The sequence below is a fragment of the Type-C symbiont of Plautia stali genome (assembly GCF_059730935.1).
Map to the genome: position 1 here is coordinate 2,788,935 of NZ_AP035923.1, position 18,698 is coordinate 2,807,632.

The 18,698-nt window shown below is 63.0% G+C and carries 15 protein-coding genes; 6 read left to right on the forward strand and 9 right to left on the reverse strand.

All coding sequences use genetic code 11. The annotated features are described in order from the left end of the window. Positions 1 to 265: 265 nt before the first annotated feature. Together hutG and hutI are read right to left on the reverse strand one after the other, a co-directional pair. Positions 266 to 1,057 (reverse strand): N-formylglutamate deformylase, encoded by a 792-nt coding sequence (gene hutG / locus AC6I7J_RS13160; protein WP_275025607.1) that lies wholly within the window; start codon positions 1,055 to 1,057, stop codon positions 266 to 268. After that, positions 1,054 to 2,268 carry an imidazolonepropionase gene (gene hutI, locus AC6I7J_RS13165; protein ID WP_132465414.1) on the reverse strand — a complete coding sequence of 405 codons (1,215 nt, stop codon included), beginning with the start codon at positions 2,266 to 2,268 and terminating at the stop codon, positions 1,054 to 1,056. The genes hutG and hutI overlap by 4 nt, the downstream gene beginning before the upstream one ends. A gap of 84 nt (positions 2,269 to 2,352) precedes the next feature. On the opposite strand from hutI, the gene AC6I7J_RS13170 reads away from it, so the two are divergent. Both AC6I7J_RS13170 and AC6I7J_RS13175 read left to right on the forward strand, forming a co-directional pair. Further along, positions 2,353 to 3,708 carry a formimidoylglutamate deiminase gene (locus tag AC6I7J_RS13170; RefSeq protein WP_498005895.1) on the forward strand — a complete coding sequence of 452 codons (1,356 nt, stop codon included), beginning with the start codon at positions 2,353 to 2,355 and terminating at the stop codon, positions 3,706 to 3,708. Next, positions 3,705 to 4,244 (forward strand): HutD/Ves family protein, encoded by a 540-nt coding sequence (locus tag AC6I7J_RS13175; RefSeq protein WP_394516272.1) that lies wholly within the window; start codon positions 3,705 to 3,707, stop codon positions 4,242 to 4,244. Before AC6I7J_RS13170 ends, AC6I7J_RS13175 begins: the two co-directional genes overlap by 4 nt. Here the strand turns inward: AC6I7J_RS13175 and hutC are convergent. Further along, entirely contained in the window at positions 4,228 to 4,983 is a 756-nt protein-coding gene (gene hutC, locus AC6I7J_RS13180) for a histidine utilization transcriptional repressor HutC (protein WP_021508436.1), read from the reverse strand. The two genes, AC6I7J_RS13175 and hutC, sit on opposite strands and share 17 nt — an antisense overlap. A 319-nt stretch (positions 4,984 to 5,302) precedes the next feature. Between hutC and hutH the strand changes: the two genes are divergently transcribed. The 3 genes from hutH (at position 5,303) to AC6I7J_RS13195 (ending at position 9,990) form a co-directional block, all read left to right on the forward strand. Next, positions 5,303 to 6,856: a histidine ammonia-lyase gene (hutH, locus tag AC6I7J_RS13185; RefSeq protein ID WP_498005897.1), complete on the forward strand. Its 1,554-nt coding sequence runs from the start codon at positions 5,303 to 5,305 to the stop codon at positions 6,854 to 6,856. 10 nt (positions 6,857 to 6,866) lie between these two features. Continuing rightward, positions 6,867 to 8,552: a urocanate hydratase gene (gene hutU, locus AC6I7J_RS13190; RefSeq protein ID WP_498007231.1), complete on the forward strand. Its 1,686-nt coding sequence runs from the start codon at positions 6,867 to 6,869 to the stop codon at positions 8,550 to 8,552. Positions 8,553 to 8,832: 280 nt separating this feature from the next. Continuing rightward, positions 8,833 to 9,990 (forward strand): M20 aminoacylase family protein, encoded by a 1,158-nt coding sequence (locus tag AC6I7J_RS13195; protein ID WP_021508439.1) that lies wholly within the window; start codon positions 8,833 to 8,835, stop codon positions 9,988 to 9,990. A gap of 114 nt (positions 9,991 to 10,104) precedes the next feature. Here AC6I7J_RS13195 and ybiB read toward each other — a convergent pair whose 3' ends face one another. The 3 genes from ybiB to AC6I7J_RS13210 form a co-directional block, all read right to left on the reverse strand. Continuing rightward, entirely contained in the window at positions 10,105 to 11,073 is a 969-nt protein-coding gene (gene ybiB / locus AC6I7J_RS13200; RefSeq protein ID WP_498007232.1) for a DNA-binding protein YbiB, read from the reverse strand. Positions 11,074 to 11,144: 71 nt separating this feature from the next. Continuing rightward, complete coding sequence (gene dinG / locus AC6I7J_RS13205; RefSeq protein WP_498005899.1) at positions 11,145 to 13,280, reverse strand: ATP-dependent DNA helicase DinG; 2,136 nt, start codon at positions 13,278 to 13,280, stop codon at positions 11,145 to 11,147. Positions 13,281 to 13,334: 54 nt separating this feature from the next. After that, positions 13,335 to 14,231 (reverse strand): LysR family transcriptional regulator, encoded by an 897-nt coding sequence (locus AC6I7J_RS13210; RefSeq protein WP_498005901.1) that lies wholly within the window; start codon positions 14,229 to 14,231, stop codon positions 13,335 to 13,337. Between the two features lie 128 nt (positions 14,232 to 14,359). Here AC6I7J_RS13210 and AC6I7J_RS13215 point away from each other — a divergent pair, with 128 nt between their 5' ends. After that, positions 14,360 to 15,445, forward strand: coding sequence for an iron-containing alcohol dehydrogenase family protein (locus tag AC6I7J_RS13215; protein WP_132465433.1), 1,086 nt, complete (start codon positions 14,360 to 14,362; stop codon positions 15,443 to 15,445). A 181-nt stretch (positions 15,446 to 15,626) separates the two neighbouring features. Here AC6I7J_RS13215 and AC6I7J_RS13220 read toward each other — a convergent pair whose 3' ends face one another. From AC6I7J_RS13220 to AC6I7J_RS13230, 3 genes are read right to left on the reverse strand one after another with little or no spacing between them, the layout of a single operon-like run. Beyond that, entirely contained in the window at positions 15,627 to 16,988 is a 1,362-nt protein-coding gene (locus tag AC6I7J_RS13220) for an MmgE/PrpD family protein (RefSeq protein WP_132465436.1), read from the reverse strand. Continuing rightward, positions 16,972 to 17,859 carry a polysaccharide deacetylase family protein gene (locus AC6I7J_RS13225; protein ID WP_498005904.1) on the reverse strand — a complete coding sequence of 296 codons (888 nt, stop codon included), beginning with the start codon at positions 17,857 to 17,859 and terminating at the stop codon, positions 16,972 to 16,974. Before AC6I7J_RS13225 ends, AC6I7J_RS13220 begins: the two co-directional genes overlap by 17 nt. Next, positions 17,852 to 18,697 carry a polysaccharide deacetylase family protein gene (locus tag AC6I7J_RS13230; RefSeq protein ID WP_021508446.1) on the reverse strand — a complete coding sequence of 282 codons (846 nt, stop codon included), beginning with the start codon at positions 18,695 to 18,697 and terminating at the stop codon, positions 17,852 to 17,854. Before AC6I7J_RS13230 ends, AC6I7J_RS13225 begins: the two co-directional genes overlap by 8 nt. Position 18,698 lies beyond the last annotated feature (1 nt).

The following is an 18,698-nucleotide window of genomic DNA, read 5'->3' on the forward strand; positions in this document are numbered from 1 at the left end:
GCTTGCGGCAGATCATTGTCGGCATAAGCTTTTTGTGAGCCAGCCAGAATAAATAGTCATCATTGCCGCGCGGTCTTTACTTGTACATACAAGCTAGCAAGGGCTGTGCCAGATCGGCAAAGACGGTAAACGGAGGGGATCGGCGTCAGGCGGACCGCGTCGTGCACACTTTCAGGGCAGAGGTTGCACAGCATTGGGGAGTGAGGCAGCGGTTGTACATCCGCCACATGAGAAACGGGGTCACCGTGATGGCGACCCGCATCAATTAAACGGCTTTCCCCGCCTGCAGAAACGCCTGCAGCAGCGGCTTCAGCACGTGCTGCAACCGCGTGGCGCGATCCTGCTGCCAGGCAAACGGCGGCGCCTCATCCATGTAATTCAGCTGCGCCAGCTCCAGCTGCACCGCCTGCACGCCCTGCGCTGGCTGGCCGTAAGCGCGCGTGATGTAGCCGCCTTTGAAGCGTCCATTCACCACCCAGCTGTAGTCGCTTTGCGCGGCACACACCTGTTCAATCGCCGCGATGCTGGCCGCCGAACAGCTGGTACCATCGTTGGTGCCGATGTTCAGATCCGGCAGCTGGCCGTCGAACAGGCGCGGAATCACCGAGGCGATGGAGTGCGCATCAAACAGCAGCGCATAGCCATGTTCAGCTTTCAGCCGCGCCAGCTCCTGCTGAATCTGCTGATGATAGGGCTGCCAGATAGTCTCCAGATAGCGCTGACGCGCCGCGCTGTCCGGCGTCATGCCGGGTTTGAAGGTCGGCGTGCCATCAAACAGCGTCTCCGGATAGAGCCCGGTGGTCGCCGTGCTGTACAGCGGCTGGTTGTCCGGCGGACGGTTGAGATCGATCACGAAGCGCGAGTAGTGACCGATTAGCACGCTGGCACCGAGGTCGCGCACAAAGTCGTACAGCAGCGGAATATGCCAGTCGGTATCCGGCAGGCCGCGCGCGGCCTCGCTCAGCCCGGCGTCAACCTCCGGCGTCAGTTGGGTACCGGCATGCGGAATACTGACCAGCAGCGGCAGCTTACCGGCGGTGAAATGAAAAGGGGTCATTGCGCTTCTCCACGATAGATAACCTGGCACGGCAGTTCGCCGCCCAGCCAGTAAACCAGCTCAGCCGGGCGAGCCAGCGGCCAGTGGACAAAATTGGCTACTTTGCCTGGCTCCAGCGAGCCGTGCGTGGCCTGCAGGCCAAGCGCCTTCGCGCCCCACAGCGTGACGCCGGCCAGCGCTTCCTCCGGCGTCAGGCCAAACAGCGTACAGCCCATGTTCAGCATCAGCCGCAGCGACAGCGCCGGTGACGTGCCCGGATTGGCATCGCTGGCCAGCGCCATCGGCACGCCGTGCTGGCGGAACAGTTCGACCGGCGGACGCTGCGTCTCGCGCAGCAGATAGAACGCTCCGGGCAGCAGTACCGCCACCGTGCCATGCTCCGCCATCGCGCGCGCATCCTGTTCGGTGGCATATTCGAGGTGATCGGCAGAGAGCGCACCATAGCGCGCCGCCAGTGCGGCACCGCCGAGTGCCGACAACTGTTCAGCGTGCAGCTTCACCGGCAGGCCGAGCGCTTTGGCGGCATCAAATACCGCGCTCACCTGCTGCGGTGACAGCGCCAGGTGTTCACAAAACGCGTCGACCGCATCCGCCAGCCCTTCCGCTTTCACCCGCGGCAACAGGCGCTGGCAGATAATATCAATCCAGCCCTGCGGGTTATCCCTGAACTCTGGCGGGAAGCCGTGCGCCGCCAGGCAGGTGGCCTGCACATCGGCAGGCACCGACTGCGCCAGCTCGCGGATAGCGCGCAGCAGAGTAAGCTCGCTCTCTTCATCCAGCCCGTAACCGGATTTAATCTCCACCGTGGTCACGCCCTCAGCCAGCAGGCGATCGAGCCGCCAGCGTGCCGAGTCGACCAGCTGCTGCTGGCTGGCCGCGCGCGTGGCGCGCACCGTCGACAGGATGCCGCCGCCCTGCGCGGCGATCTCCGCGTAGCTCACGCCGTTGAGCCGCTGTTCGAACTCCTGGCTGCGATCGCCGCCAAACACCAGATGCGTGTGGCAATCCACCAGACCGGGCGTAATGATGCCGCCGTCAAACTGCTGCTGCCGGCGCGGGGCAAAGTCCGGTAACGCACTGCGCGGGCCGACCCACACCAGCTCGCCGTTATCCACCGCCACGGCGCCATCCTCAATCAGGTTATAGCGACCGTCACGCATGGTGACCACATCGGCCCCCAGCCACAGGCTGTCGATCTGTTTACTTGCCATCCCACTCCCCTTTTGTCTGGCGATTTACACTGCGCCTCAAAGTATGTATATGTATATACAACTTTCCGCCATTGAGGATCAACCATGGCAGTTTATTTTGCCCCACGCGCACGGCTGGCCGACGGCTGGCAGGAAAACGTGCTGATCGCAACCGACGATCAGGGATTTATTCGCGCCCTTACCGCCGACAGTACGCCCGGTGACGCCGTGCGCCTGGCCGGCCCGGTGATTCCGGCGATGGCCAACCTGCATTCCCATGCCTTCCAGCGCGCCATGGCCGGGCTGGCGGAAGTGGCAGGCGATCCGCAGGACAGCTTCTGGACGTGGCGCGATCTGATGTACCGCATGGTGCAACGCCTGTCGCCTGAGCAGGTCGGCGCCATCGCCACCCATCTCTACATTGATATGCTCAAGGGCGGCTACAGCCAGGTGGCGGAATTTCACTATCTGCATCACGATCCGCACGGCCAGCCGTATGCCGACGATGCGATGCTGCAACAGCTGATGCAGGCAGCGCACACCGCCGGTATCGGCCAGACGCTGCTGCCGGTGCTGTACAGCTACAGCGGCTTCGGTGCGCAGCCGGCCAGCGACGGTCAGCGACGCTTCATTCAGCACACCGATGCCTATCTGCAGCAGCAGCAGCGTGTCGCGCAGTGGAGCGCGCAGCAGCCGCTGATCAACCACGGCCTGTGTTTCCACTCGCTGCGGGCGGTAAGCGAAGCCCAGATGCATGAGGTGCTGGCCGCCAGCGCTACGCATCTGCCGGTGCACATTCACGTTGCCGAGCAGGAAAAAGAGGTTAATGACAGTCTGGCATGGAGCGGCGAACGGCCGGTGGCGTGGCTGTATAACCGCTTTGCCGTTGATGCGCGCTGGTGCCTGATTCACGCCACCCATCTCGATCAGCAGGAGATGGCGCGCATGGCAGACAGCGGCGCGATTGCCGGGCTGTGTCCCACCACCGAAGCCAATCTCGGCGATGGCATCTTCCCGGCGGTAGAGTACATCGGGCGCGGCGGGCGCTGGGGCATTGGCTCTGACAGCCACGTTTCGCTCAGTGCGCTGGAGGAGCTGCGCTGGCTGGAGTATGGCCAGCGGCTGCGCGATCGTCGCCGCAACCGCATCACGCTAACCGATCAACCCTCGGTCGGCGATCTGCTGTGGCAGCAGGCGGCGCAGGGCGGCGCGCAGGCCTGTGGCATTGCCAGCGGTGAGCTGGCGGTGGGCAAACGCGCCGACTGGCTGGTGCTGGAGGAGGATGCGCTGCTGGCCAGCGTCAGTTCCGCCGCGCTGCTCAATCGCTGGCTGTTTGCCGGCAGCAGCCAGCAGATTCGTGACGTGTTTGTTGCCGGACAGCCGGTGATTCAGCAAGGCCATCACGCGGCGGAAGAAGCGGCCGCCGCTGGCTTTGCCCGGGCGATGCGGGCGCTGCAATGAACGCGCGCTTTGACTACGCGCAGCTGCCGGTCAGCCGCTGGCGCAACGGCGGCGGGGAGACGCGCGAAATTATCAGCTATCCGCCGGGCGCAGCAGAGTTCCAGTGGCGCGCCAGCATTGCCACTATTGACGCCGACGGGCCGTTCTCGCCCTTCCCCGGCGTCGATCGGGTGATCACTTTACTGCACGGCGATAGCGTGCTGCTGCGCTGTGAACAGGCCGAACAGCCGTTGCTGCCCCATCAGCCGTGGGCCTTTCCCGGCGAATGGGCGATAGAGGCGCAGGTCAGCGGCAGCTGTCAGGACTTCAATATCATGACGCGGCGCGACGCATGGCGCGCGGCGGTAAGCGTGGAGCAGCTGGCGGTCAGCAGCCTGCATGGCGTGGCGTATGTGCTGGCCGGTACATGGCGCAGCAGTGCGGGCGAGACGCTGCAGGCGCAGCAGGGAATGTGGTGGCTGCAGGAGCAGCAGCAGCTGGTGCCGCAAACGGCAGAGGCCAGCCTGCTGTTTATCGCGCTTAGCCGTGTCCCCTGAAGCGGCCCAGCAATTTGTAGCGTGAGCCTGGATAGAGCAGGCGCGCATAGGTAACGATTTTGTTGTCGCTCCACGTCTGGCGGCGGATAAGCAGGCACGGCTCGTGCTCGTCCAGCGCCAGGTGCTTACGCTGGCGCAAATCCGGCAGTACCGCTTCAACGATATGCTCACCGGCAGTCAGCGGGGCGACGCGCATCAGATAGGTGTACGGCGTCAGGCTGTGGTAATCCTGGCTGAGGTAGTCAGGTGCGACCAGCGGATTGACCAGACGATCTTCCAGCTGCACCGGCAGCTCATTTTCGTAGTGCACGATCAGCGAATGATACAGCGTCTGGCCGGTGGAGAGTCCCAGCACCGCCGCCTGTTCCGGATCGGCCTTCATCTGACCTATCGAGAGAATTTTGCAGCTGTGCGTATGGCCGCGCTGGGCAATTTCATCGGCGATGTTATGCACTTCCAGCATTGCGGTGTAGCCCTTCATCTCCGCAACAAAGGTCCCGACGCCCTGCATGCGCACCAGAAACCCTTCGCTGGTGAGCTCCCGCAGCGCGCGGTTGATGGTCATGCGGCTGACGCCCAGTTCATTGACCAGCTCGCTCTCCGACGGCACCCGCTGGTTGGCTTTCCAGTGACCTTCGCGGATCTGGCTGACGATTGCCTGCTTAACGCGCTGGTAAATGGGCGCGGGTTCATCCCCCATCGCTGCCGCCAGCTGTGCGATTGCCGTTTGCTCCGCCATTTCCTGTTCCTTTTCCAAATGATATGTGAAGTTTACTGTCTCGCCGCCTAAATGTATATACATCCAATGGTGCAAAGCCTGCCCGCGTGGTGCAGCTGCCGCCCGCTTTTGGTGCAGCGTAGCAGGCTGGAGGTTGCCGCGCCCGCATTGCGGCACGTTTCACAGAATACGATCAATCTGGCACAGCACTTGCTACTTGTATAGACAAGATTAGACACTTATGCTTCACTCACAACACTTATAGCGCCCCTGGCGGATGCCATCGCAACTTGCGCTCCGCCACAACGTGGCAGATCACTTGTATAGACAGGAGTAGACTATGTCAGGTTCGGTTCAGGCAATTCGCCTCGTTCCCGGTGAAGTGGACCTCGCCACCTTACGCCGTATTTATCAGGAAAAGGTGACGCTGCAGCTGGCAGAGGAAGCGCGGGCGGATATTGACCGCGCACGTGAAACCGTCGAGGCCATCGTCGCCTCGGGCAAAGTGGTGTACGGCATCAACACCGGCTTCGGCAAGCTGGCGCAGACGCAGATCCCCGCCGAACGCCTGGCGGAACTGCAGCGTAACCTGGTGCTGTCTCACAGCGTCGGCCTCGGCGATCTGCTGCCGGACAACGTCACCCGCCTGGTGGTCGCCAGCAAAATCATCAGCCTGGCACGCGGCCACTCGGGCATCCGCATGGAACTGATTGACGCGCTGCTGGCGCTGTTCAACGCCGGCGTGATGCCGTGCATCCCGGCGAAGGGATCGGTTGGCGCGTCCGGCGATCTGGCGCCGCTGGCGCACCTCTCCCTGATGCTGCTCGGTGAAGGCCAGGCGCGCATTGACGGCCAGCTGGTACCCGCCAGCGAAGGCCTGGCCCGCGTCGGCCTGCAGCCGATTGTGCTGGGGCCAAAAGAGGGTCTGGCGTTGCTCAACGGCACCCAGGTCTCTACCGCGCTGGCGCTGCGTGGTCTGTTTGAAGCCGAAAATCTGTTTGCCGCCGGGCTGATGGCTGGCGCGCTGTCGCTGGAAGCAATTAAAGGCTCGGTTAAACCGTTTGATGCGCGCATCCATCAGGCGCGCGGCCAGCGCGGGCAGATTGCCGTCGCCGCTGCAGTGGCGACGCTGCTCGAAGGCAGCGAAATTCTCAGTTCGCACAGCAACTGCGGACGCGTGCAGGATCCCTATTCGATTCGCTGCGTGCCGCAGGTGATGGGCGCCTGTCTCGATAATCTCAGCCACGCCGCGCGCGTGCTGCAGATTGAAGCCAACGCCGCTTCTGACAACCCGCTGGTCTTCAGCGACAGCGGCGACGTGATCTCCGGCGGTAACTTCCACGCCGAGCCGGTGGCCTTTGCCGCCGACATCATCGCGCTGGCGATTGCCGAAGTCGGTGCCATCTCCGAACGCCGACTGGCGCTGCTGCTCGACACCGGCCTCTCCGGCCTGCCGCCCTTCCTGGTACGCGACGGCGGTGTGAACTCGGGCTTCATGATTGCGCAGGTTACCGCTGCCGCGCTGGCCTCGGAGAACAAATCGCTGGCACACCCGGGCAGCGTCGACAGCCTGCCGACCTCAGCCAATCAGGAAGATCACGTATCGATGGCCACCTACGCGGCACGCCGCCTGGGCGAGATGTGCTTCAACACTGCTGCCGTGGTCGGCATTGAAGCGATGGCGGCGGCGCAGGGCATCGACTTCCACCGCCCGCTGCAAAGCTCTGCCGCGATCGAACAGGAGATGAGCCGCATTCGTGCGCAGGTCGCCTTCCTCGATCAGGACCGTTTACTGGCGCCGGACATTGATGCCATGCGCCTGTGGGCCAGCAGTTACGTCTGGCCTGAAACCCTTACTGCGCTGCTGCCAAGCCAGCGTTCTACTGCTAATTAAGGAACCGATGATGAGCGAAACTTTGACTCAGGCTGTTGCCCGTGAAATCCGTGCGCCGCGCGGTAATGAACTGCACTGCGCCAACTGGCTGATTGAAGCGGCATACCGCATGATTCAGAACAACCTCGATCCTAACGTGGCCGAACGCCCGGAGGATCTGGTGGTGTATGGCGGAATCGGCAAAGCCGCGCGCAACTGGGCGTGCTTTGAGCAGATTCTGCGCTCGCTGCGTGCGCTGCAGCCGGAAGAGACGCTGCTGATTCAGTCCGGCAAGCCGGTCGGTGTGTTCCGCACCCATGCCGATGCGCCGCGCGTACTGCTGGCCAACTCCAACCTGGTGCCGCACTGGGCAACGTGGGATCACTTCCACGAACTCGATAAGGCCGGGCTGATGATGTATGGCCAGATGACCGCCGGTTCGTGGATCTATATCGGCGCGCAGGGCATCGTGCAGGGCACCTTTGAAACCTTCGCCGAAGCCGGTCGCCAGCACTACAACAGTGACCTGACCGGCCGCTGGATCCTCACCGCCGGTCTGGGCGGCATGGGCGGCGCGCAGCCGCTGGCGGGCGTGCTGGCCGGTGCCTGCGTGCTGGCGATTGAGTGCCAGGAGTCGCGCATCGATTTCCGTCTGCGCACCCGCTACCTCGACCATAAAGCCTACAGCCTGGATGAGGCGCTGGCGCTGATCAAAGACGCCACCGAAGCCGGCCAGGCGATCTCCGTGGGCCTGCTGGGCAACGCGGCCGAGCTGGTCCCGGAACTGGTGCAGCGCGCGAAAGCGGGCGGCATGAAGCCTGACATCGTGACCGATCAGACCTCCGCGCACGACCCGATCAACGGCTATCTGCCGGTGGGCTGGGACGTGGCACGCTGGGAAGCCGAGCGCGTCAGCAATCCGAAAGCGGTAGAGAAAGCGGCACGCGCTTCCATGGCGCAGCACGTGCAGGCGATGCTCGACTTCCACCACATGGGTGTGCCGACCGTGGATTACGGCAACAATATTCGTCAGGTAGCGCTGGATGAAGGGGTGAAAAACGCCTTTGATTTCCCGGGCTTTGTGCCGGCGTATATCCGTCCGCTGTTCTGCGAAGGCAAAGGCCCGTTCCGCTGGGTGGCGCTCTCGGGCGATGCGGAAGATATCTATAAAACCGACGCCAAACTGAAAGAGCTGTTCCCGGATCACAAAAACCTGCACCGCTGGCTGGATATGGCGCAGGAGCGCATCGCCTTCCAGGGCCTGCCGGCGCGTATTTGCTGGCTGGGGCTGGGCGAGCGTCATAAAGCCGCGCTGGCATTCAATGAGATGGTGCGCAACGGCGAGCTGAAAGCGCCGATCGTGATTGGTCGTGACCACCTCGACTGCGGCTCGGTGGCGTCACCTAACCGTGAAACCGAGGCGATGAAGGATGGCTCGGATGCGGTGTCGGACTGGCCGCTGCTGAACGCGCTGCTGAACACCGCCGGCGGGGCCACCTGGGTGAGCCTGCACCACGGCGGCGGCGTCGGTATGGGCTTCTCGCAGCACTCTGGTGTGGTGATCGTCTGTGACGGTACGGCTGAAGCGGATGCGCGCCTTGGTCGCGTACTGTGGAACGACCCGGCCACCGGCGTGATGCGTCATGCCGATGCGGGCTACGAGCTGGCGCAGACCTGCGCAGAGCAGCACGGTCTCAATTTGCCGATGCTGAAGTAGTTCCAGGTGCGCATCAATGCGCACCCTACGGTAGGTTACCCCGGCTGAGCAATGCCGCAATGTGGGTCTGTTAAGCCTTAACACTGTTCCTAAAGAGTGCATTGTGTAGGGTCGGCATTCATGCCGACCTTGCCCCCACCCCCTTATGCCAATCCGCTATAGCCTATAGCCAAATTATTCCTTTCCACGATAGACGCCCCCCACGCTTACCACTACAGTGGACACTTAACTTCCCGCGTCGGAGATTGCGCAGCTGACGCTGCTGATGGAGCCTTACCTTATGAGCCTGCCTGCTGTTCTGCTGGAAAACGCCCTCACCTGGCGTCGTCAGTTACATCAACACCCTGAACTGGGTTACCAGGAGCAGCAGACCAGCGAGCTGGTTGCCCAGGTGCTGACCGATGCCGGACTGCAGGTGTTTCGCGGCCTCGCCGGCACTGGCGTGATCGGCACGCTGGAAAACGGTCCCGGTCCGGTCATCGGGCTGCGCGCCGATATGGATGCCCTGCCGATTACCGAAAAAGGCGAGCCGCAGTGGAAATCGAGCCGGCCTGGCGTGATGCACGCCTGTGGTCACGATGGCCACACCGCGATATTGCTGGCCGCAGCCTGTCAGCTGGCCGCCACGCGCAATTTCAAAGGTACGGTACATTTCCTGTTTCAGCCGGCCGAAGAGAATCTTGGTGGTGCGCGCAAAATGGTGGAGGAAGGTCTGTTTCAGCGCTTCCCGATGGATGCCGTGTACGCGATGCACAACTGGCCGGGATTGCCGGTGGGATCGCTGGCGGTAAATCCGGGCGCGATGATGGCATCGCTGGATTCGTTTGAGATTACGCTGCACGGCAAAAGCTGCCATGCGGCGATGCCGGAAAGCGGTGCCGACCCGATGGTGGTCGCCGCCGAGCTGATTCTGGCGCTGCAAACCATCCCGTCGCGCCGCCTGTCACCGCTGGCGTCGGCGGTGGTCAGCGTCACCCAGATTCACGGTGGCGAGGCCATTAACGTCATTCCGGAGCAGATCACGCTGCGCGGTACGGTGCGATGTCTGCAGACCGACGTGCGCAATCGCGTGCGCGGTCTGATTGAAGATTTTGTTACCACCCTGCCGCGCCCGTTTGGCGTCAGCGGCGAGATTCACTGGTATCCCGGCTATCCGGTTACCGCCAACCATGTCGCCCCGGCGGAGCAGGTGCGTGACGTGGCGTGCCAGCTGCTGGGTGAACAGCAGGTGCACTGGCAGGTTAACCCGTCGATGGCGTCTGAAGATTTCGCCTGCATGCTGGAAGCCTGTCCCGGCGCCTATTTCTGGCTCGGCGCTGACGGTGCCACGCCTTCAGCCCCGCTGCACAATGCCAACTATGATTTCAACGATGCGCTGCTGCCGATTGGTATTACGTTCTGGCAGCAACTGGTGGAGAGCGTACTGATTAAACGCTGATGGCGCTGCTCAGCAAGCTCCTTCAGCTGCGCAGGCGTGCACCCCCTGCGCAACCGCTGCGGTGACCGCCGTCACCGCCCAGGTTTCTCGTGCATGGCCGGCCGGGCAGCCCGGTTAAATCCCCGCCTGCTGTAACCGCATTTCGGCATCGGCCATCGTTGCGGCTTCGCCGGTCGCCACCAGACAGCACGCCAGCTGCAGGCGCAGCGCCTGCGGCACCGCGCGTTCACCGGCCAGCACCTGACGGATCCACGCTGCGGTATCCTGGGCGCCTTTGCTCTCTGCTAACGCCAGCGCGACCTCCGGCTGCCGCTCGACCCACACTTCCGCTTCTGCGCCGGCACCGCGAATATAATTAATTGCCGGGCAGCGCTGCGGATTGGCATAGACCTCACCTTCAGTGCCGTTCAGCAGAATGGCCGGTGCATCGATATACTGGAAGAATTTACCCACGCGCGGCACATATTCCGGATGCGATACGCTCGCCAGCCGCAGCGCGGCGCGTTCGGCAAACGGCGTCGCCAGCTTGGCCAGCGTGTGCGCGCTGTTACGCACGCCCATGCGCCAGCGCAGCGCCAGCTGTTTAGCCATTGGCGCACATAAATCATCGATGGTGATGAACGCCAGCTCGCCAGCGTCGAGTTTCGCCTGCGCCTGTTGCGCGCTGGTCACTGGCGCAATATCCAGCGCCGCCAGCACCGCTTCGCTGGTCACGCGGGTTGGGTCGTCGCTGACGCCGTGCAGCAACACCGGAAAACCGAGCTTCACCAGCAGCAGCGCCAGCAGCGGCGTCAGGTTGCCCTGGCGACGCGCGCCGTTATAGCTGGGGATGACGATGGGCATCGGACGCTGTGCCGGGGCCTGCAGCCGCATCATGCGCTGCTGCATCGCGTGGTAGAAGCCGCGCATCTCTGCTTCCCCTTCGCCTTTGATGCGCAGCGCAATCAGCACGCCACCCAGTTCGAGATCCGGCACCTCGTCCGCCAGCATCGCGCTGTAAAGCGCCACGGCAGTGTCAAAGTCGATATCGCGTGCGTGATTCTTGCCGCGGCCAATCTCTTTAATGATCTTATTCAGTTCCATCATACTTCCCGCTTCCAGGGCGCGCCGTCACCCGGCGGCCAACAATCGTGCATCCGGCTGTTGCCGCATACTCAGGATTTCTTGCTGCGCTTCGCCGGTTTGTCCGCTTCCGGCACCGGCGGTTGTTCAATCGGAAACACCGGCAGCGCGGCCAGCAGGCGGCTGCCGTAGGTTTTGCTCAGCAGCCGGCGATCGTAAATGACGATTTCACCAAAACACTGATGGCTGCGGATCAGACGCCCGACCTGCTGGATCAGCGTAAACGATGCGCTGGGTAAACTTTGTACTTCAAACGGGTAGCGTTTGAGGCTCTTCAGCCACTCCCCTTCGGTCAAAATTACCGGACTGTCCACCGGCGGAAAAGCAATTTTATGGATGTGCACCTGCGACAACAGATCGCCTTTCAAATCGAGCCCTTCGGCAAAAGATTGCAGGCCAACCAGAATGCTGCTTTGTCCGGCCGTCACCCGTTGCCGGTGTAATTCCACCAGCCGCGAGCGCGGCTGATCGCCCTGCACCAGCATCGTCAGGCGCAGCTCCGGCACCAGGCTGACAAACTGCTGCATCGCGCGCCCGCTGGCAAAAAGCACCAGCACGCCTTTGTGCTGCTGCGCCTGCATTTGCTGGCGGAAGAAGCGCGCCATCTCAGCAATGTGCTCCGCTTCATTGGCCAGCAGCGGCTCATAGCGCATCTGCGGAATCACCAGCTTACCCTGGTCGACATGGTTAAACGGCGAATCGAGCGCCACAAAGCGGTCGCCGGCCTTTTGGTTCAGGCCGGACATCTCCTGCAGGCGATTAAAGCTGTTTAGCGAACGCAGCGTAGCCGAGGTCACCACCACGTGCGGGATTTTGCGCCACAGCAGCTTTTCCAGCTGGTCGCTGACGCGAATCCCGGCGCAGTGAAACAGCAGATGCGCCTGGCCGTCACGAATTTCACGCGTCACCCATTTCGACACCGGCGCGTTGGACGCTTTTTCCATCGCCGCCAGCCGCCACAGTTTGCTGATGGATTCAAACCAGCCGAAGTGGCGATTGAGCTGCAGGATGGCTTTGTGCAGCCGCATGATATCGGCCTTGCCGGTCTGTTCGCCCAGCTCGTTGAGCAGCCCTTCGCTCAGGCCACGCAGCGCATCACTCAGCTTAAACAGCCGCGCGCACAGGGTCAGCAGTTCTGGCGGCAGCTCACCGAGCACAAAGCGAAACTCGCCAGGCTGATTGTCGCGCGGCAGCAGAGGATTGAGCGCGTTGCACAGCGTCTGCAGCTGCTCGCGCATCTCATCACAGTGTTCTTTCAGACGCTCGGGATTGCTCAGCGGCGGCGGGGATTTCGGCCGGAACTGCGCCATGATGGTCTCCACCAGCCGCACAAACAGATCGAGCTGCAGGCTGCTCCAGCCCGGCGTGATCTCCGCGCTCATCTCCAGCGCATCCCGCGCCACTTCCGGCAGGTGATGCCCTTCATCCAGCACCAGCATCAGGTGTTTGGCCGGCGGCAGCACCGACTCATTCTCCATTGCCGCCATCACCAGCGCATGGTTCGCCACCACCACATCGGCCTGCTCGATTTCGCGTCGCGCCACAAAGAACGGGCATTCGCGATACCAGCGACAGTGGTGTGCCAGGCAGTTCGCTTTATCAGTGGAAAGGCGCTGCCACAGGCTGTCGTCAATCGCCACGTCGCTGTGATCGCGCAGGCCATCCCACTTATAGCTGCTGAGGTCTTTCTCCAGCCGCGCGCAGAATTTCTGCTCCTCTTTCGAACCGGTCACCGCCTGTTCGTCGAGATACAGCAGCAGATCGCCCTGCTGATCGTCCGTGGCTGCCAGCGCGGTCAGGTTGCGCGGACAGACATAGCGCCCGCGACCAAAAGCCGCGGTGAAGGTGAGGTCAGGTATAATTTTCTTTAATAGCGGCAGATCTTTGCTGAAGATCTGATCCTGCAGCGCCACGTTGGCGGTGCTGATGACTAAACGTTTCTCTTCGGCGCGGCTGACCGCAATGCCGGGAATCAGGTAGGACAGGGTTTTGCCGACGCCGGTGGGCGCCTCAATGGCCAGATGGCGACCCTCGTCACCAGCCAGACTCTTCGCCACTTCGGCGATCATCTGGCGCTGCGGCGCGCGCGGGATAAAGTCAGGAACCTGCTGCTGCAGCGCCTTATACCATTGCGCAATCTGGCTTTTTATCGCTGCTGTCAGGGCCATAGTGAATACTGTTGGTTAAACCGGCCTGTATTTTTACACAGTATTGCCACAGCGTCAGCTTTCGCGCTCAGTTTTTCGCGCTGGATTCAGAATTTCGCGCATCGCGCGGATCAGCGGCTCGCGCGCGCGGCCGCGCCGGAAGGCGAACGAAAACGGCGCACGAAAGTGAAAATGGTGTGGCAGCAGGCGCAGCAGCTGGCCCTGCTGCTCGCGGCTGCGCGCGTAATGTTCGGGCAAAAAGCCGATATAGCGCCCGGAGAGAATCAGCGTCAGCTGCGCTTCAATGCTCTCCACCGAGGCGGTGCTATGGCGGAAACCGCGCTTGTTCAGCTCCTGCTGGTTCCAGTAGCGCCGCGTTACCATGCCGGTCTGCTGCACGCGACGCACATCCGCATCGTCCTGCGCCAGCGCATGTTGCGGACTGCAGTACAGCCACTGCTGCTCCTCGTACAGCGGCAGCGTCACCAGATTGCTGGCGCGCAGCGGAAAGTGCCCGATGGCCAGGTCGAGCCGATCTTCCAGCACCTGCTGCTGCAGTTCGTTGGGCTCGCACACGCTGAGGGTGAGAAACACCGCCGGAAAGCGCTGGTTAAAACGGGCGATAACCGCCGGCAGATCCAGCGTGCTGTCGGTGACGGTGGCGTCGACCACGCCGAGCGCAAATGTGCCGCCCTGCGCGCTTTTCAGCGTCTCCACCTGCGACTGCCAGCCGCTCAGGGTCGCCAGCATTTCCCGGGTATAGGCGTAGAACTGTTCGCCTTTGCTGGTCAGCGCAAAGCCCGCGCGCCCGCGCTGGCACAGAATAAAGCCCAGCTGGCTTTCCAGTTCACTCATGTAGGCGCTGATGGCCGGCGTGGTCATGTTCAGCGCCTGCTGCGCACGCGAATAGCCCTGGTTTTCCACCACGCTGGCGAACACCTGCAGCAGTTTCAGATTGGGTAAGGTTGGCACCGCACTTCCTTCAGGGATTGCTGACAATAGTTAACGAATCGCTGAAGTGATTATCGGCTGACAGGGATTTTTTCTGCAAGCCGCTTTGGCGATGATGCAGCCATTCCCTGAAAAAGAGAGCTTTCGCTATGTCGCAACAAAATTTGCTGTTCCCGGCGCGCGTGCTGCGTGGTGCGGGTGTGATTAACCAGCTGGGGGCCATCTGCGCCGGGCTGGGCCAGCGCGCACTGCTGATTGGCGGCCAGCGAGCGATGCAGGCGGTGACGACGCAGGTAAAGACGCAGCTCGACGCCGCTGGCGTCACGCTGCTGGCACCGGTGTGGTTTGGTGGCGAAACCTCGCTTAACCATATCGAACGGCTGGCGGCGTTAGCGGTTGAACAACAGGCAGAAGTGCTGATCGGTGCGGGCGGCGGCAAGGCGCTGGACACGGTTAAAGCGGTGGGCGCGCAGCTCGGGCTGCCGGTGATAACCGTCCCGACAATTGCCGCCACCTGCGCTGCGGTGACCCCGCTGACCATTCGCTACGACGATAACGGCAACTTCTTTGATATTTTCCCGCTGCCGCAGGCGCCGGCGGCGGTGATCATCGACAGTGAACTGCTGGCAGCCGCCCCTGCCCGCTGGCTGGCCGCGGGCCTCGGCGATACGCTGGCTAAATGGTATGAGTTCCGGGCGGTAAGCACGCGCCATCCGGCGCGCACCGGCAATGCGCTGTCATCGCTGGCGCACAGCCAGATCTGCTATGAGGTGATCGCGGAGCACGGTCCGGCGGCTTACGCAGCGGTGCTGCGCGGTGAGAGCGGCACCTCGCTCGATCAGGTGCTGGACGCGATTTTTACCTGGGCCGGTCTGACCTCGCTGATGAGCAATGGCGCCCACGCCGCCGCTGCGCATGCCATTTACGAAGGCTTTACCTTCTGCGACAAAACGCGCGAGTTTGGTCACGGCCTGCTGGTGGGTTACGGCAATTTGTGCCTGCTGGCGCTGGAGGATCGCAGCGACGAAGAGCTGGTGGATGAGATGCGCCTGGCGCGCGACTGCGGCGTACCGTTGACGCTGGCCGAGATTGCCGCGCTGGAGGAGAGCGAGCTGGCGTTGATTATACGTGAGTCTGTCCACGCGCCGGATATGGCCAACATGGCCGAACCGGTCAACGAAGCGCGGTTGCGGGCGGCGATGGCGCGGATTGAAGGGCTGGCGGAACGGGTTTGATTGCGGTCGCAATGGATGTGGTAAATCCCAGGTCACCGTAAACGGCAAACCCCAGGTCACCGTAAACGGCGACCCTACGGGCCAGCGCGCGCTTTTGTAGGGTGCGCATTTATGCGCACCGTCATCATCAGGTCGCGCTGGCTTGACCGAGCGGCATTACGCCATGGCTGGCGCCCCACTTTTACCGGGTCGCCAGCAACACCGCGACTTGCCGCACATCCGCCACGTTATCCAGCGTCAGACACAGCGTTTCCAGCTGCTGCACCTGTGCCGCCGGCAAGACGCGCGCGGCGAGGCTGCGGTATTTGGCGTGCAGCGCCGCGTCGCTCAGCGGATTCGCCGGCGATCCGGATGGCACCGCGACGTGCTGCTGCCACTGCTGGCCCTGCACCGTTTCCAGCCGGACCCACGGCTCATCATCGCGCCCCTGCTGGTCGTCAATCTCCAGCTCAATACGCGCCATCAGCGCGGCAGCTTCTGCACTCAGGCGACGGCTGTCGTCATAACTCGCCAGCTCCGCGGAGCCATACAGCGCACGCGCCGTCAGCGCATACGGCAGGCTCATTTGCGCGGCGGCGAGGCTGGTGAGTTCACGCGTGCCGCACATCTCCAGCAGGAACGGATTGAGCCCAACCACAATGCGCGCAATATCCCCGGTCGCCACCGCATGCTGCCGCAGCAGCTGATCCAGCGCATCGATCGCCGCATGCGTACCGCGACAGGCGGCGTACGGCTTGATGGAACAGCGCGCCAGTTTCCACACCTCGCCCAGTTGGGCCGTGAGCGCGGCGGGCTGTTGCGTTTCACCGGCCAGCGTTTGCAGAAAGCCGCCCCAGCGTGCCTCAAATACCGCAGCCGGTCCGCTGATGCCGCGCTGTGCCAGCAGCGCCGCCTGTACTCCCCCTTCCGCCGCGCGCGCCGCGTGCAGCTTTTTGGTGTGTGAGCCATCATGAATAAAGCCCCACAGGCCACCACTAAAGCTGGCAGCGATGCCCAGCGCCGAGGCACACTGCGCGGCTGGCAGCCGCAGCAAACAACTGACGGCGGCAGCCGCGCCAAAAACGCCACAGCTGGCAGTCGAGTGCCAGCCCGCACCGTTGTGCGCCGCATAACCCCCGCAGGCTTCCAGCACGCGGCGGCCGATGTCATAACCGACGACCATCGCGGTGAGAAATGCCCGTCCGTCGACCGGCTGCGTCGCCAGCGGCAGTGCCGCCAGCAGCGCCGGTAACACCACGGCACCGGAGTGATCGCAGCCGCCGGTGTCGTCCAGTTCATACATGTGCGCCGCCACGCCGTTGAGCCACGCCGCCTGGCGCGGGGAAGCTTGCTGCGCACAGCCCCACAGCTGCGCCACGGCGCTGCCGCCCTCTTCGGCCACCAGCGCCCGGCATTCGCGCCAGATCGGGCTGTCACAGCCCGCCAGCGCCGCGCCGAGCGTATCCAGCAGATGGCGCTTCGCCTGCGCTACCAGCGCTTCCGGCAGCTGGGCAAAGCGGGTGGCCGCGATGAAGTCCGCCAGCCGATCAAGCGTGGTGTCCATGTTCGCCTCCGCTGACCCGGGCAAACACCTCTGCCGGATGATCGGCATCGTTATCCGGCTGCGTCTGCCAGTGCGCGGCCACCTGGCCGGCAGTAGCGATCCACACGTCATGCTGCTGCAGCGTCTCCAGCAGCTGACGCAGCAGGCCAATGCGTCCGGCGGTGCCGATAATTTCCGGGTGCAGCCGCAACAGGTAGCACAGGCCGAAACGGTGAAAACCGTGGAAATCCTGCGTCAGGTTAGCCAGCGTTTCGCCATAGGGCGCGATGCGCGACTGTCCGGGCGGAATCGCCGGGCTGAGGTTGAAGGCAAAATAGGGCGCATCCTCCAGCGTGTAGTGCATGGGCAGCTCCACCAGCCGGGTGCCGGGGTGAAAATAGGGTAAATCATCACCGCGCCAGCTGGAGGACCAGCGGATGCCATGCGTTGCCAGCGCCGCAGCAAGGCCCGGTTTCCACTGGCCAGCCGGCGTGCGAAACCCTGCAATCGGCTGGCCGGTCAATTGCGCCAGTCGCTCGCAGCCGCACGTTACGCTGGCAATCTGCTGCGCCAGCGTCAGCGCCGAGAAGTCTTCGTGTCGCTCACCGCTGCAGGCGATCTCATGCCCGGCGGCGACAATACGCTGCAGCACCTGCGGCTGCTCTTCGGCGACGATGGCCGGTAAGCACCAGCTGGCCAGCAGCTGTTTTTCCGCCAGCAGATCCAGCAGGCGATCAACGCCGCGCAGCGTGCCATAGCGCCACACCGACAGGGTTTTATCGCGCCCGGCAACCGCAGGGGCCTGCGTCAGGATGCCGTGAATATCGTGATAGTCGATGGTAATGATGGCCGCCGATTGTTTGCCCGACGGCCAGCGTGAATGTTCAGTCATGTTGCTGCTCCTGCAAATACCACGCGGCTACCGCATCACAGCGCGCAAACCACACATCGTCGCGCGCCGTCATGTGGGCAAACAGCTGCTCCAGCAACAGCAAACGGCCAGGCTGCCCGGAAATTTTCGGGTGGAACAGCGTGGTCAGGCACAGTCCTTCGGCCATCGCGCCGTCAAATTCGCGCTGCCAGTTGTCACCGGTGTGCGCATAGCTGGCGATGCGGTCGCCGCCCTGTGGAAAATCCGGCTGGCGCGTGTAGGCCAGCGAGGCGTAATCATCCATCTCCCATTTGCCGGGAATCTCCACCAGCGGCGTATGCCCGGCGACGGCAATGCTGTACGGCCGATCGTCACCACGCATGCTGCTGGAGTAAATCACCCCGGCTTCCCGCAGAATCTGCGGCGTTTCGGCGTGCCAGTCGCCGGAAGGAGTACGAAAACCGCAGGCGCGGATACCAAGATGTTGCTGAAAGATGGCGGCAGAGCGCGCCATCACGGCGCGCTGTTCATCTGGCGTAATCGCCCAGAACGATTCGTGGCGATAACCGTGATAGGCCACTTCGTGGCCCTGTTCGATAATCGCCTGGCACTGCCGCGGCCACTGCTCCACCACCCACGCCGGCACAAAAAACGTAGCCGGCAGTTGGAAGGCGCGCAGCAGATCCAGCAGCCGACCGAGCGCGCGAAACGGCCCGTAGGCGCCAAAGGTGAAATACTCTGGTGTTGACCACAGGCTGCCATTGAGCATGGCATCGCCAGTGGGACCATCAAGATCAAACGCCAGCGCCATACAGCCACGCTTGCCCTGCGGCCAGCGCACTGCGCCCGGTTGTTGCATA